This window comes from Pseudomonas sp. Irchel s3h17, from assembly GCF_900187505.1.
In the GTDB taxonomy this organism is placed as follows: Bacteria; Pseudomonadota; Gammaproteobacteria; order Pseudomonadales; family Pseudomonadaceae; genus Aquipseudomonas.
In genome coordinates, this window is record NZ_FYDL01000006.1 from 145,331 (window position 1) to 159,543 (window position 14,213).

Here is a 14,213-nt window from a genome sequence, read left to right on the forward strand (position 1 = left end):
CCTCGGTAGAATCCGGGGGGCTGATGGCCGTGTTTGTCGACCGTGGGTGATGGATTCGCGACGGCCGCCGCCAGGGCTAGGGTACGGCGCCGCGAGTACCGGCGAACGTGCTCGTGCCAAGCCAGCGCCAGAGGTTTTGCGCATCCTGCGCGGCACCGTCTACACGCAGCTCTCGCGATTGAAGCACCTCCTGCGGTGTGCGGTCGCCAGTCCACACCTCGGTCAACGCCCGCACGCTAGAGTCCACGACAAGCGTCAGGTCGCGTCCGGGGTCGTCGCGGCACAGGTCTGCCACGCCCTGCTCGACCACCAGCCACCACGCTTGCTCGCCGGGCCGCGCGTCGCGGAACCTGAAGTGGATGACCACCGGTCGGGACGGGAACGCCTCAATGTGCGCAAATCGGCGCACGTCCCACATGAGCAGGCCCGCGTCGAGTTCGTCGTCGCGAAGGCGACTGCCGATCCAGCGCGCCCCCCAATGGCCGAGCGCCATGATAATGGGGCGCAAATCCTCGCCCGCCTCGGTCAGGCTGTACTCCCAGACTTTGCCGGCGGCCGTGCGGTGCACGACACCGATACCTTCCAGATGGCGCAGCCGCTGTGCCAGCAGGCTGGTGGACATCCGTGGTACGCCTCGGTGCAGTTCATTGAAGCGCTTGCTACCGCACAGCAGCTCGCGCACGACCAAAGGTGTCCAGCGCTCGCACAGTGCTTCAGCACCGCGTGCGACCGTGCAGAACTGACCGTAGCTATCTTCCATCGCCAGGACTCCACCACTCCAACGCTTCAGATTCTGAACTAGCCTCGCGACCTCGTCACGCGCACGCTGAGACCTTCGAAAGCCAACCGCCACAGGAGAACGCCATGACGATGATCGCCATCATCCAGCGCCCGCCAGTGCTGCTCGATCGCAGCGCGACAATCGCCCGGGCCGTGCAATCGGTCGCCGAGGCCGCGGCTGCGGGAGCCTCGCTGATCGTTTTGCCCGAACAGTTCATTCCAGGTTACCCGTCATGGATCTGGCGGCTGGCGGCGGGAAGGGACGGAACTGTAATGGGCCAGTTGCATGCGCGGCTACTGGCCAACGCCGTCGATATCGCGAACGGTGACCTCAGCCAATTGTGCGAAGCCGCCAGGGTTCACGCCGTGACAATCGTATGCGGCATGAATGAATGCGAGCGGTGTCATGGCGGCGGCACGCTCTACAACACTGTAGTCGTTATCGGCGCGAACGGCGAAGTGCTCAACCGACACCGCAAGCTGATGCCAACCAATCCCGAGCGCATGGTGCATGGCTTCGGTGATGCAAGCGGGTTGCGCACGGTCGATACGCCGGTCGGCCGCGTTGGTGCGCTCATCTGCTGGGAAAACTACATGCCGCTGGCACGCTATGCACTGTATGCCCAAGGGGTGGAGATCTACGTCGCACCCACGTACGACAGTGGCGATGGCTGGATCAGCACGATGCGCCACATTGCACTCGAAGGCCGCTGTTGGGTGATCGGCAGCGGCACGTTGCTGCGCGGCAGCGACATCCCCGACGACTTCCCGGCGCGTACGCAGCTGTTTCCCGATCCGGACGAATGGATCAACGACGGCGACTCGGTGGTGGTCGATCCCCAAGGCCGGATCACAGCCGGCCCGTTACACCGGGAGGCAGGCATCCTGTATGCGGACATCGACGTCACACTCGTGGCGCCAGCGCGACGGACACTCGACGTCACCGGGCACTACGCGCGCCCTGATATTTTCGAACTGCAGGTGCGGCGCACACCGGCGACAGCGGTGCACTACATTGACGAGTGAAGGTGGGCAACGTTCAGACGATCCATGCCACGTCCAGTGGCATGGCCTGACAATGGGTCAAGGAGTCATTCCATGAGTATTGAACAGTCTTACAAGGGCAGCTGTTTCTGCGGCGCAGTCGAGTTCACAGTCAGCGGCGAGCCGGCCGCGATGGGCTACTGCCATTGCGAGTCGTGTCGGCATTGGTCGGCAGGGCCGGTCAATGCCTTCACGCTATGGAAACCCGAGGCGGTGCAAGTGACTCGGGGTGCCGACAACATTGGCACCTACAACAAGACGCCGCAGAGTTACCGCAAGTGGTGCAAGACGTGCGGCGGGCACCTCTTCACCGATCACCCGGGGATGGGGCTCATCGACGTGTATGCCGCAGTCATCCCGGATCTCGCGTACTCACCAGGCGTTCACGTCCATTATCAGGAGACTGTGCTGCGCATCAAGGATGGATTGCCCAAGCTGAAGGATGTCCCCAGTGAATTAGGGGGATCGGGCATCAGCGTGGACGAATAGCGCTAGCAAGGTAAGCGTGCGGCGAGCACACCGCCCTGCTCCCAACGCCAAGGACGATGGTGTCCGCGCGATTCAGGTGGACACCCCGTCCGGGCTTGGCGGAGCCGGCTGGATGACTTTGCCCGACGCATACAGTTGCTGGCCTGAAGGGACACTCGTGTTAGCGTTGGCTGTAAAACTCGAATCAGAGGTAGACGATCCCAGTCACATTGTGGACCCTATGCACCCGATCAGGAGGCTTAGCCAGCGTATGAACAAACCGTATCTCTCGATTTCCCTATCCCTGTTGTTGGCTGCGAGCGTGATGCCGACCGCTCACGCCAAACAACCAGCCGCCAACCAGTCGCCGACGCCAGGCGTGCTCTGCGACCGCTATGTATGCGCCGACGACAAAGGGATTTCCCACGAACTGACAGAAAAGTATCTCGGCAAGAAAGCCGCCGCGAACACGCTGTTCGCAATGCCCGACGTCGACCTGACCGAGTTCACGTTTGCCAACGGGATTTTCTGCGACGTGAAGGAGCGGCTATGCCGGGAGGATCGCTACTATGGCGCGAACGGAAAGCGCTCAGGGGCCATCTCCAAGAAATACACCAAACTGCTGTTCGGCGAATAACCGTAGGGGAAAAAACCTGGAGGCGTGCCAGCTGAAGTCGTGGATGACGTGTTAGCCAAGTGGGCCGAGATCCTCGAAGACGGCACCAGCGGGTATCTCGGCGGTTGATCAACATGTGCAACATTGCCAGGCGCGAGAACTAAACGATCTAATCCTTCGGGCCGCTCAGGTGCATACTGAGTGATGGGCTCTTGGCCAATGAGTTTAGGGAGTCCACCACGTATCTACTTTCCAGGAGCTTGCACCTTCCTTTCTGACAAAAGTCACTTGGCTGACTCCCGTCGAGGCAAGTCACCATGTTATCGACTTTAGAACTACGTCACCTGGTAGAGCAAAGCTTCCTCCCGACCCGCTGCGAATGCATGGTTGACCCAACGGCAGCATTGACCGTACGTTTTTTTCAAGGTACCTCGAATCAAGAAATGCTCGTTGTCACCGGAATCTCGATTGCCCCGCTCAACAACGGTTTTGCCATCGCGAGCCTGATCGCGGATCTTCGTAAGGAGCTCGAACGTGCCGGCTCAGCCCCGCTGTACCTGGCACATTATTCTGCCAACACGTAGATCGCAACGCAGCCAGATCCCTCCCTCCTCCTACCCTGCGATGACTTGCAGTACTTCGGCATGAGTTCGACACCCATCGATTAGCGCTTATAGCAGAGCCTGACTATGCTCAAGCCCTGAATGGATTGCGTACCCGATAGGCAGGAAGGGAAACCAGATGAGCCTATACCTTGAATCCCCGCGTTTGGCTGGAGTACGGCGATGATGCCGTCGACGCACCGCACCAACCGGCGAATCCTGATTGTTGACGACACTGCGGCGATCCACGAAGACTTCCGCAAGATTCTTGCGCCCGGTGAGAAAACCGAAGATACCCTCAGCAGTGCCGAAGCCACCCTCTTCGGCGCCCCTGTGAGTTCCGCGCTGGAGCATTTTGTCCTGGACTCGGCATTCCAAGGCCAGGAAGCGCTAGCCAAGGTGCAAGCCGCGCTGGATTGCGAGCAGCCCTATGCCATGGCCTTCATCGACATGCGTATGCCTCCCGGCTGGGACGGTCTGGAAACCATAGAACGGCTGTGGCAGGTCGACCCCAAACTGCAAATCGCGCTGTGCACAGCCCATTCCGACTATTCCTGGGAAGATATCGCTGAGCGCCTGGAGCTGAGCGACAGCTTGCTGATCTTGAAAAAACCCTTCGATGCCATCGAAATTCGGCAGATGGCCAGCGCACTGACCGTCAAATGGCAAATGACCGAAGACGCAGCGCTAAAGCGGGACCAACTGGAAAAGGCGGTCGAGGAGCGTACCCGAGAGTTGGCCGACGCCAACATCATCGTCCAGAACAGCCCCACCATCCTCTATCGCTTGCGGGGCGAGCCTTCGTTCGCGCTGATGTACATTTCCCACAACATCACCAAGTTCGGCCATATGGCGGCGCAGTTGGTGGCCTCGACCGACTGGGCTCAGGCACTGATACACCCGGACGACCAGGCCAAAGTCGAGAATGCCATGCTCCGCGCCCTGGATCGTGATGTCGCAGGAGCGTCGATCGAATTCCGCATGCGCATCGGTGATGGCACCTTTCGCTGGGTGGAAAACCGCTATGTCCCCGTACGCAACGACCAGGGCCAACTGGTCGAAGTGGAAGGGATCATCCTCGATATCACCGAGCGAAGGCTGGCCGAAGAAAAAATCGCCCTGCTGGCACGCACGGACGCACTGACCGGACTGGCCAACCGAGCGACCCTGATCGAACGCCTGCACCAGGCCTTCGCCGCGGCCCGAAGAGGTGCTGCGCCCTTTGCGATGTTTTACCTGGACCTGGACCACTTCAAACGCGTCAACGACACCCTCGGTCATCCTGTCGGCGACTTACTGTTGCAGGGGGTGGCCCGACGTATCAGTTCCTGCACCCGGGAAAACGACGTGGTAGCGCGCCTGGGCGGCGATGAATTCGCGATCCTGCAACTGGAGGTCGGTGAGGCCACGAACTGCGCTGCGCTGGCGGTGAAAATCCTCGACACCCTGATGCTCCCCTTCTCACTAGAAGGCAACGAGATGCGGATCTCAGTGAGCATCGGCATCAGCCTCTACAACCCACAGACTCTGAGCGCCGACAGCCTGCTAGCGCAGTCGGACATGGCGCTGTATCGCTCCAAAGACAAAGGACGTAATCAGTTCCACTTCCACAGCGAGGAGATTAACCAGGAAGTGACGGAGCGAGTGGCCCTGACCAATGACCTGAAACTGGCCTTGGAACGTAATGAACTGCACCTGCATTACCTCCCCGAGGTCGACCTCGGCACCGGCAAGATCCTCGGCATGGCCACCCAGGTGCGTTGGCTCCATCCCCAGCGCGGCTGGCTCGAGGCCAAAGACTTTGTGCCCGCTGCCGAGAAGACCGGAATCGTCGTTGCCCTCGGTCACTGGCAGCTGGACCAAGCCTGCCAGCAGATGCGCGCCTGGCGCGACCAGAACATGGCGCCTCCGCTGATTGCGATCCACTTGTCCCTGGTCCAGCTCAAGACCGGCCCGGAACTCATTTACGACGTTTTGCGCACCACCGCGCGCTGGAACCTGTGCCCGTGGGACCTGAGATTCGATGTGACCGAGGGCACGCTAGCCCAGACCAAGTGGACCCACAACGATATCCTGCCCCGGCTTTGCGAGCTGGGCGTGAAGATCGCCATCGATGATTTCGGCACCGAGTATTCATCGTTCGATTACCTCAAGACCTACAGGGTCAACCATCTGAAGCTAACCCAACGCTTTCTCGACAGCGCCAGCAGCAACTCGGACAACGCCATGACGCTGCGGGCCATTCTCAATTTCGCCAGCGAGGCAGGCATCGGGGTCACTGCAGAAGGAGTGGAAACCCAAGAGCAGCGCGGCACCCTGATGTCCAGCGGCACACAGCTGGGGCATTCCGTCGGTATGGCAGTCGACAGCGACCAGGCTGGCGAACTACTCAAGGTCAAGTCTGCTGCTGTGGACGACAGCACCTGGTCGGCGGATTCAACGTCGGAGAATCTCAGGTGAACCCCCTTTGCGTAGCAACCAATCGACGTATCCTGATCATCGACGATACGCCGGCGATCCATCAGGACTTTCGAAAGATTCTCAGCCCCGAAGATGATGGACTCCTGAGCAGCACAGAAGCCCTGCTGTTCGAGGCTACCCGTATACCCCATCTGAACTTTCAGCTTGACTCCGCCTATCAGGGTGAAGAAGCCGTGGAACTGGTCAGACGGGCCCAGGCGGAAAGCAGGCCGTATGCATTAGCGTTTATCGACATGCGCATGCCACCGGGCTGGGACGGCCTGCAGACTATCGAGCATCTCTGGAAAGCCGACCCTCAACTGCAGATCGCCTTATGCACGGCATTCTCCGATTACTCCTGGGAAGCCATGACCGAACGCATCACATTCGGTGATCAGTTGTTAATCCTGAAAAAGCCATTCGACAGTCTGGAGATCCGCCAGATGGCCAGCGCCCTGACCTGCAAATGGCAGTTGGCGCAGGACGCAGCCAGCAAGATGCGCTACCTGGAGCAAACCATCGAAGAACGGGTTCGGGAGCTGCTGAGCGTGTCACGACTACTGCATTACGATGTGCTCACTGAACTACCCAACAGTACGTTGCTGGGCGATCGCTTGACCCAAAGCCTGTCCCAGTCCCGTCGCCACGACCGAAAGGTAGCGGTGATTTTCATTGGCCTGGACCGTTTCAAACGCATCAACAATGCACTCGGGCACCCGGCGGGAGACACAATGCTCAAGCACGTAGCGCACAGTCTGGCGAGCGCCGTGCGCGAGTCCGACTCGGTGTTTCGCTACGGTTCGGATGAGTTCGTGGTGATTCTGGGCGACATCCTTCATCCACAGCAAACCAGGGTTGTTGCCGAAAAACTGCTGGCGGCCATCAGCACGCCTCATTCCGTGGCGGGTCACGACCTGACGGTTACCGCCAGCCTGGGCATCAGCGTCTACCCCGACGACGGCTTCGATGCGGTAACGCTGATCAAAAACGCCGAGACCGCCATGCGCAGTGTCAAGGATTGCGGCTCCAACGACTTCAGTTTTTTCATCGAAGACATGAACCTGCGTGCCCGGCAGCAGCAGACCCTGGAAACCGCCCTGCGCCTGGCATTGCAACGTGAAGAGTTCGTCCTGCACTACCAACCCAAACTGGATCTGGCCCGGGGCACCGTGGTCGGTGCCGAAGCGCTGGTACGCTGGAACCGGCCCGGCCATGGCAGGGTGTACCCCTCGGACTTCATCACGATGGCCGAAGACTGCGGACTGATCGTCGCGTTGAGCCAATGGGTGTTAAGAAGTGCCTGCCTGCAATCGCAGACCTGGCAGAAACAGGGCCTGCCCCCCATCTGCATGTCGGTGAACGTGTCGGCCATCGACTTTCGTCAACGCGACTTCGTCGAGCGCGTCACCCGCACTTTGACCGAGACCGGACTCGACCCAACGCTACTCGAACTGGAAATTACCGAAAGTGTACTGATGCAGAACGTTGACGCCACCATCTCCACGCTCCAGGCGATCAAGCAGTTGGGGATACGGCTGGCCATCGACGACTTTGGTACCGGCTACTCGAGCTTGAGCTATCTACAGAAGTTTCCGGTCGATGTGCTGAAGATCGATCAGTCGTTTGTGCGCGACCTGAGCACCGACAGCAACGACGCTAAACTGGTCAGCAGCATCATCGACCTCGGAAAGAGCCTGAACCTGAGCATCATCGCCGAAGGTGTGGAGACTGCCGAACAACTCGACTTTCTCAAGCGCCATCACTGCGAGGAAGGTCAAGGCTTCTACTTCAGCAAAGCCGTGGAACCCGAGGCATTCGCCCGCTTCCTAGTTGGATCTCTACAACATGATCCGCCCCGCTCATGAAGTTGTCCTTGGTAAGGATACCGGCCATGTTTTCACTCGCATTGCTCCTTTCAGCCGGCCTGCTGCTCGCTGCGGGTGCCGAAGCTGCACCACTGGAAGGGCCGCTGAAACCTCTACCCGCGGTGCCGACGCTAAACAGTAAACGGGTCGAACTGGGACGCCAGCTGTTCAACGACCCTCGCTTGTCGGTTAACAACAGTCTGTCCTGTTCCAGCTGCCATAACCTGAACCTTGGTGGTAGCGACGACAAACCACTGTCGCTCGGCTTTGACGGCAATCCCCTGGAGGTCAATACGCCGAGCGTATTCAATGCCAGCTTGAACTTCCGTCAGTTCTGGGACGGCCGGGTCGAGACCCTGGAAGAACAGGTACATATCGTAGTGCAGAGCCCCACTGAAATGGGCAGCGACTGGAGCGCTGTGGTGCAGAGCATCGCTAGCGATCCGACCTATCGCACGGCGTTCGCTGATGCCTACCCCGACGCCGTGACCAAGGCCAACATCAAGAACGCCCTGGCCGATTACGAACGCACCCTGCTCAGCGCCAACTCACGCTTCGACCAGTACCTGGCGGGAAACACCGAGGTCCTGACCATAGAGGAAAAGTACGGTTATCAGCGCTTCCAGGACTACGGCTGCATCGCTTGCCACCAGGGGGTGAACATCGGCGGCAACATGTTCCAGAAGTTCGGTGTGTTTGGTGATTACTTCAAGACCCGGGGCAACCCTACCGAGGCCGACCAGGGTCGGTTCAACGTCACGGGAGAGGAAGAGGACCGCAATGTGTTCAAGGTGCCGAGCCTGCGTAACGTCGCCGTCACTGCACCGTACTTCCACGATGGCTCGGAACAGACCCTTGAGGGGGCCGTGGCGGTAATGTTCAAGTACCAGTTGGGGCGCACTCCATCCGAGAAAGACAAGGATCTACTCGTCAAATTCCTCAAGACTCTGACCGGCGAATGGGAAGGCAAGCCGCTATGAACGTATCCCGTCGCACTAGCCTGGTAATGCTGGCAGGCGTCGCTCTCGTGTTGGTGTCGACTCTACTATTTCTGTACCTCAGTTCGAGATCGGGACAGACCGTCACCTACACAAAGTCCCGGGACCTGATCCGCCAGATCATGCAACAGAACGCGCAGTGGGAGAGCGAAATCCTCAAGGCGCGAGTCGCTATCAGCCACAACTACGACCCGCTGGTATCCCCCCTGGTCGAAATAACGCAACTGTGGCGAACCTTCGACTCGCTGGTGTCGCAAAACAGGCTCAACCAATCGCCGATGTGGCGTTCCACGCTGGACGCCTACCTGAACGCCATGAAGGAAAAGACCCGGGTTGTGGAACAGTTCAAATCCCACAATGCCGTGCTACGCAACTCCTTGGCCTTCCTGCCAGCCGCTGAAGACGACATCCAGGCGCAACTGGCCCGGATGACCGACGCTGACAAACTGCAAATACAGAATACCGCCACCGACATTTACCACCTGTTGCTCAGCAGCATGGAATTCGCCCAGGTCACCTCCGCAGACCGGGCCGCAGACATCCTGGTGGGTCTAAACACACTTCAAGTGGACAAGGAACGACTGCCGCCGGAACTTCGCGAGCCTATCGACATTCTCGGCAACCACATTTCGCTGATCCTGCGCGAACAACCCAAAGTCAACAGCTTGCTTGACGAGATAGACGTGATACCGGTCGCCGAGCGCTTGGATGACATCACCAACATGCTCAACCGCGACCAGCAGGAAGCCGAAGCCAGCGACCAGAAATACCATCTTTCTCTGCTGCTGTTTTCAGCGCTGCTGGTGCTACTGCTCATCTGGCTGGCCATTCACCTGATCCGCAGCTTTACCGAAATTAATCGGATGAACCGAGCCCTGGTGGCCGTCAACGACGAACTCGAACAACGAGTCGAAGAACGTACTCGCCAACTCAAAGACACCCAGGGCGAACTGCTCGACACCGCTCGCCGGGCCGGCATGGCGGAAATTGCTACCAACGTCTTGCACAACGTCGGGAACGTCCTCAACAGCGTGAACATCTCCGCCGAGCTGGTCAGCCGCAAGTTGCGAAACAGCAAAGCCCAGGGACTGGGTAAGGCGATGCATCTGATCAACGAACGCCAGCAGGACTTGGGTAGTTTTCTCACCGAGGATGAAAAGGGGAAATTGCTGCCCGGTTACCTGAACCAACTGGTCGAGGCTATCAATCATGAACAGCAAGGCATGGCAGAGGAGCTGACGCAACTGAGCAAAAGCGTCGATCACATCAAGGACATTGTCGCCACCCAACAATCCTACGCAGGCGCCAGCAATTTCTTGGAGTCCCTGTCGATCAGCGAGTTGCTCGAAGACGCGTTGCGCATGAATTTCGGCGCCCTCACCCGCCATAATGTGACGGTGCTCAAGGAGTACGCCGATATCCCACGGATCATGGGCGACAAGCACCGTCTGCTGCTGATCCTCATCAATCTGATCAGCAACGCCAAGTACGCCATGTCCAATGTGTCCAATCACGAGCGGATCATGACCTTGGGTGCGACCATCATCGACGGCGAGACCTTGCAGATTAGCGTACGCGACAAAGGCGAAGGCATCGCCCCGAAGGATATGACCCGCATCTTTGCCCACGGTTTCACCACCCGCAAGGAAGGCCATGGGTTTGGCCTGCACAGCTGTGCGCTGGCGACCATCGAGATGAACGGCCACCTGAACGCCTACAGCGACGGGCCGGGGAAAGGCGCGCTGTTCGTCCTGCAAGTTCCCCTGATAGCCGCCGAAGGTGAAACTCCATGAAACGGCGCATACTGCTGATCGACGGTACCTTCACGATCCACGACGACTTTCGTAAGATCCCGACGCCCACGATCGGCGACAGCACCGATCCGGGCTCGCTCCATCTTGTGCACGTGGCGGGTTGCAGTGAGCCTGGAAAAAAGGACTGCCCACGTCTGCCGCGGGATAGCCTGGGGGGGAATGGTGCAGTGTGCAAACACTGGCGACGATCGTTTTGTTCTGCTCAACGAACGAGCAGAACAACGTCCTGAAGGTCACCAATCAGTACGTAGAACGTCGGAAAAAGGGACAGGAAGGTCCTTGCCCCCCCCTTTTATCTTTCCGCCATCCAGGAACAGCGAGTCCATCATGCAGACGTCAGATCTGCACAAGCAGTGACGACCGGCCCTCCAGGCGCCCGGTATCCCTTGTCGGTCGCCGTACAACTGCGGTCGTACTTATGCGACAATATGCTCAATGTCCAACATGAACCTCGCCTTCATCGCTCAGCAACTTGGCCACAGCGTCCAGATGTTGCTGTCGACGTATGCGCGTTGGCTGAAACCGGAAAGGCTCCAGAGTGGTATCGAGTCGGTATCAGGCAAACACGTGCAGCCCGCAACCCATTGATAGGTAAAGTAATTGATCTCCACAGCTAACATCACGATGCAGTTCGGCGCCAAGCCGTTGTTCGAGAACGTTTCGGTCAAATTTGGCGCAGGTAACCGCTACGGCCTGATCGGCGCCAACGGTTGCGGCAAGTCGACCTTTATGAAAATCCTCGGCGACGACCTCGACCCGTCCGGCGGCCAGGTGATGCTCGAGCCGAACGTGCGTCTGGGTAAATTGCGCCAGGACCAGTTCGCCTACGAAGAATTCACCGTGATCGACACCGTGATCATGGGTCACGAGGAGCTGTGGAAGGTCAAGGCCGAGCGCGACCGCATCTACTCGCTGCCGGAAATGACCGAAGCAGACGGCATGGCCGTCGCCGAGCTGGAAACCGAGTTCGCCGAGATGGACGGCTACACCGCCGAATCCCGCGCCGGCGAACTGCTGCTGGGCCTGGGTATCGGTATCGAGCAGCACAACGGCCCGATGAGCGAAGTTTCGCCAGGCTGGAAACTGCGCGTGCTGCTGGCCCAGGCCCTGTTCTCCGATCCGGAAGTGCTGTTGCTCGACGAACCGACCAACCACCTGGACATCAATACTATCCGCTGGCTGGAAAACATTCTGACCCAGCGCAACAGCCTGATGATCATCATCTCCCACGATAGACACTTCCTGAACAGCGTCTGCACCCACATGGCTGACCTGGACTACGGCGAGTTGCGCCTGTTCCCGGGCAACTATGACGAGTACATGACCGTGGCGACCCAGTCCCGCGAGCAACTGCTGTCGGACAACGCCAAGAAGAAAGCACAGATCAGCGAGTTGCAATCGTTCGTCAGCCGCTTCTCGGCCAACGCCTCGAAAGCCAAGCAGGCTACTTCCCGTGCCAAGCAGATCGACAAGATCCAGCTGGCCGAGGTCAAGCCTTCCAGTCGCGTCAGCCCGTTCATCCGTTTCGATCAGACCAAAAAGCTGCACCGTCAGGCAGTCATCGTCGAGCGCATGGCCAAAGGCTTTGATGGCAAGACCCTGTTCAAGGACTTCAGCTTCACCGTTGAAGCCGGCGAGCGCGTGGCGATCATCGGCCCGAACGGTATCGGTAAAACCACCCTGCTGCGCACCCTGGTCAACGAACTGAGCCCGGATGCCGGCACAGTGAAATGGACCGAAGCCGCGGAGCTGGGCTATTACGCCCAGGATCACGCATCCGACTTCGAAGACGAGTCCAATCTGTTTGACTGGATGGGCCGCTGGACCAAGGAAGGCGAACAAGTGGTTCGCGGTACCCTGGGCCGCATGCTGTTCTCAAACGACGAAATCCTCAAGTCGGTCAAGGTCATCTCCGGTGGTGAGCAAGGCCGCATGCTGTTCGGCAAGCTGATCCTGCAAAAGCCAAACGTGCTGATCATGGACGAACCGACCAACCACCTGGACATGGAATCCATCGAAGCGTTGAACCTGGCGCTGGAGAACTACCCGGGCACGCTGATCTTCGTCAGCCACGACCGTGAGTTCGTATCGTCCCTGGCCACTCGAATCATCGAGTTGAGCCCAAGCGGCGTAACCGACTTCAGCGGCACCTACGACGACTACCTGCGCAGCCAGGGCGTGGCGTTCTAAGAACAGCCACACGCCTCAAGCTGCAAGCTCCAAATAAAAGCCCTGTCTTCGTGACGGGGCTTTTGCGCTTCTGGAGCCGGGATATATTATCAGTCACACGAATAAAACTTTGTCTCGGACCGTTATGCCTATAACGTTTCAGATCGCACACCTTTCATGGAAGATTTCACATGCCTACCCCATCGGCCACCTCCGATGCGCCGCTAACCGACTCAGCCTTCGACCTGCGCCCGCTGATGTTCGCCAACATGGCCTGCACCATGGCGATGATGGCGTTCGTTTCGCTGATCGGCCCCATCTCGCGGATACTCGGGCTGGCCACCTGGCAAGCCGGCGCGGCGGTGACCGTGTCCGGGGTGCTGTGGATGGTCCTGGCCCGGCCGTGGGGCCAGCTCAGCGATCGCCTGGGCCGTCGCCATATCCTGTTGCTCGGCACCGCCGGGTTCACCCTCGCCTACTGGGCGCTGTGCCTGTTCATCGATGTTTCGCTGCGCCTGCTGCCCTCGGCGCTGCTGGGGTTCATCGGCTTGATGCTGGGGCGCGGCATCATCGGGGTGTTCTACGCGGCGATTCCGGTGGGTGGCAATGCACTGATCGCCGACAACGTCGAACCTCAGCACCGAGGTCGCTCCATGGCCGCGCTGGGGGCGGCCAACGCCTGCGGGCTGGTGATGGGACCGGCCATTGCCGCGCTGCTGTCACGCTACAGCCTGAGCTTGCCGTTCTACGCCATGGCGCTGCTGCCACTGCTGGCCTTTCTGGTCCTGCGCTACAAGCTCAAGGGCCAGGAACTGCATCTCAAGCACGCGTCCCGCACCGTTCGCCTGAATGATCCACGCCTGCGCCGGCCCATGGCGGTGGCGTTTGTCGCGATGCTCTGCGTGTCGATCGCCCAGATCACCGTGGGCTTCTACGCCATCGACAAGCTGGGCATGGGGCCGGCCGATGCCGCACAAACCGCCGGCATCGCCCTGACCATGGTCGGCCTGGCGTTGATTTGCTCGCAGTTGATCGTGCGCCGGCTGGACTGGTCGCCCCTGCGCTTGATCCGCGTGGGGTCGGTGATTGCCGGCACTGGATTTGCCGGCAGCATGTTCGCCGACACAGCCTGGGGATTATGGCTGTGCTTCTTCGTTTCGGCCGGCGGCATGGGCTGGATATTTCCGTCCTTCGCCGCCCTGGCCGCCAATGCGGTGGACGCCTCGGAACAAGGCGCCACGGCCGGCAGCATCGGTGCCGCCCAAGGGTTTGGCGTGGTGATCGGTCCCCTGGCGGGCACCTTGATCTATGCCCTGGAGCCACGCCTGCCCTATCTGGTGGCCGCGGGGTTGTTGCTGCTGGTCGCCGTGTGGCCCGCCAGCAAACCCCGCTGATCC

The 14,213-nt window shown here is 59.6% G+C and carries 11 protein-coding genes; 10 read left to right on the top strand and 1 reads right to left on the bottom strand.

The features are described from left to right. Window positions 1–76: 76 nt before the first annotated feature. Window positions 77–760: a helix-turn-helix domain-containing protein gene (locus tag CKW25_RS10340; protein ID WP_095079080.1), complete on the bottom strand. Its 684-nt coding sequence runs from the start codon at window positions 758–760 to the stop codon at window positions 77–79. A 104-nt stretch (window positions 761–864) separates the two neighbouring features. Here CKW25_RS10340 and CKW25_RS10345 point away from each other — a divergent pair, with 104 nt between their 5' ends. From CKW25_RS10345 to CKW25_RS10390, 10 genes are all read left to right on the top strand, one after another. After that, window positions 865–1,806: a carbon-nitrogen hydrolase family protein gene (locus tag CKW25_RS10345; RefSeq protein ID WP_095079081.1), complete on the top strand. Its 942-nt coding sequence runs from the start codon at window positions 865–867 to the stop codon at window positions 1,804–1,806. Window positions 1,807–1,878: 72 nt separating this feature from the next. Beyond that, entirely contained in the window at window positions 1,879–2,313 is a 435-nt protein-coding gene (locus CKW25_RS10350) for a GFA family protein (RefSeq protein ID WP_095079082.1), read from the top strand. Window positions 2,314–2,563: 250 nt separating this feature from the next. Then, on the top strand, window positions 2,564–2,929 hold the full coding sequence (locus CKW25_RS10355) for a YcgJ family protein (RefSeq protein ID WP_095079083.1): 366 nt from the start codon (window positions 2,564–2,566) through the stop codon (window positions 2,927–2,929). A gap of 296 nt (window positions 2,930–3,225) precedes the next feature. Next, the gene (locus tag CKW25_RS10360; RefSeq protein WP_095079084.1) at window positions 3,226–3,492 is read left to right on the top strand and encodes a DUF1652 domain-containing protein; all 267 of its coding nucleotides are present in this window, start codon (window positions 3,226–3,228) and stop codon (window positions 3,490–3,492) included. Window positions 3,493–3,693: 201 nt separating this feature from the next. Further along, window positions 3,694–5,970 carry an EAL domain-containing protein gene (locus CKW25_RS10365; RefSeq protein ID WP_095079085.1) on the top strand — a complete coding sequence of 759 codons (2,277 nt, stop codon included), beginning with the start codon at window positions 3,694–3,696 and terminating at the stop codon, window positions 5,968–5,970. Continuing rightward, on the top strand, window positions 5,967–7,835 hold the full coding sequence (locus tag CKW25_RS10370) for a bifunctional diguanylate cyclase/phosphodiesterase (protein WP_095079086.1): 1,869 nt from the start codon (window positions 5,967–5,969) through the stop codon (window positions 7,833–7,835). The genes CKW25_RS10365 and CKW25_RS10370 overlap by 4 nt, the downstream gene beginning before the upstream one ends. Before the next feature lie 26 nt (window positions 7,836–7,861). After that, entirely contained in the window at window positions 7,862–8,815 is a 954-nt protein-coding gene (locus CKW25_RS10375; protein WP_095079087.1) for a cytochrome-c peroxidase, read from the top strand. Beyond that, window positions 8,812–10,626 (top strand): DAHL domain-containing protein, encoded by a 1,815-nt coding sequence (locus tag CKW25_RS10380; RefSeq protein ID WP_095079088.1) that lies wholly within the window; start codon window positions 8,812–8,814, stop codon window positions 10,624–10,626. The genes CKW25_RS10375 and CKW25_RS10380 overlap by 4 nt, the downstream gene beginning before the upstream one ends. A 621-nt stretch (window positions 10,627–11,247) precedes the next feature. Then, window positions 11,248–12,837: an ABC-F family ATPase gene (locus CKW25_RS10385; RefSeq protein ID WP_095079089.1), complete on the top strand. Its 1,590-nt coding sequence runs from the start codon at window positions 11,248–11,250 to the stop codon at window positions 12,835–12,837. 170 nt (window positions 12,838–13,007) lie between these two features. Continuing rightward, on the top strand, window positions 13,008–14,210 hold the full coding sequence (locus tag CKW25_RS10390; RefSeq protein WP_095079090.1) for an MFS transporter: 1,203 nt from the start codon (window positions 13,008–13,010) through the stop codon (window positions 14,208–14,210). The last annotated feature ends 3 nt before the right edge of the window (window positions 14,211–14,213 follow it).

Bases quoted from the DNA above. Each gene is read 5' to 3' on its own strand.
- CKW25_RS10360 (WP_095079084.1), top strand. From the start codon at position 3,226: ATGTTATCGACTTTAGAACTACGTCACCTGGTAGAGCAAAGCTTCCTC.
- CKW25_RS10375 (WP_095079087.1), top strand. From the start codon at position 7,862: ATGTTTTCACTCGCATTGCTCCTTTCAGCCGGCCTGCTGCTCGCTGCG.
- CKW25_RS10350 (WP_095079082.1), top strand. From the start codon at position 1,879: ATGAGTATTGAACAGTCTTACAAGGGCAGCTGTTTCTGCGGCGCAGTC.
- CKW25_RS10345 (WP_095079081.1), top strand. From the start codon at position 865: ATGACGATGATCGCCATCATCCAGCGCCCGCCAGTGCTGCTCGATCGC.
- CKW25_RS10340 (WP_095079080.1), bottom strand. From the start codon at position 760: ATGGAAGATAGCTACGGTCAGTTCTGCACGGTCGCACGCGGTGCTGAA.
- CKW25_RS10380 (WP_095079088.1), top strand. From the start codon at position 8,812: ATGAACGTATCCCGTCGCACTAGCCTGGTAATGCTGGCAGGCGTCGCT.
- CKW25_RS10390 (WP_095079090.1), top strand. From the start codon at position 13,008: ATGCCTACCCCATCGGCCACCTCCGATGCGCCGCTAACCGACTCAGCC.
- CKW25_RS10365 (WP_095079085.1), top strand. From the start codon at position 3,694: ATGATGCCGTCGACGCACCGCACCAACCGGCGAATCCTGATTGTTGAC.
- CKW25_RS10355 (WP_095079083.1), top strand. From the start codon at position 2,564: ATGAACAAACCGTATCTCTCGATTTCCCTATCCCTGTTGTTGGCTGCG.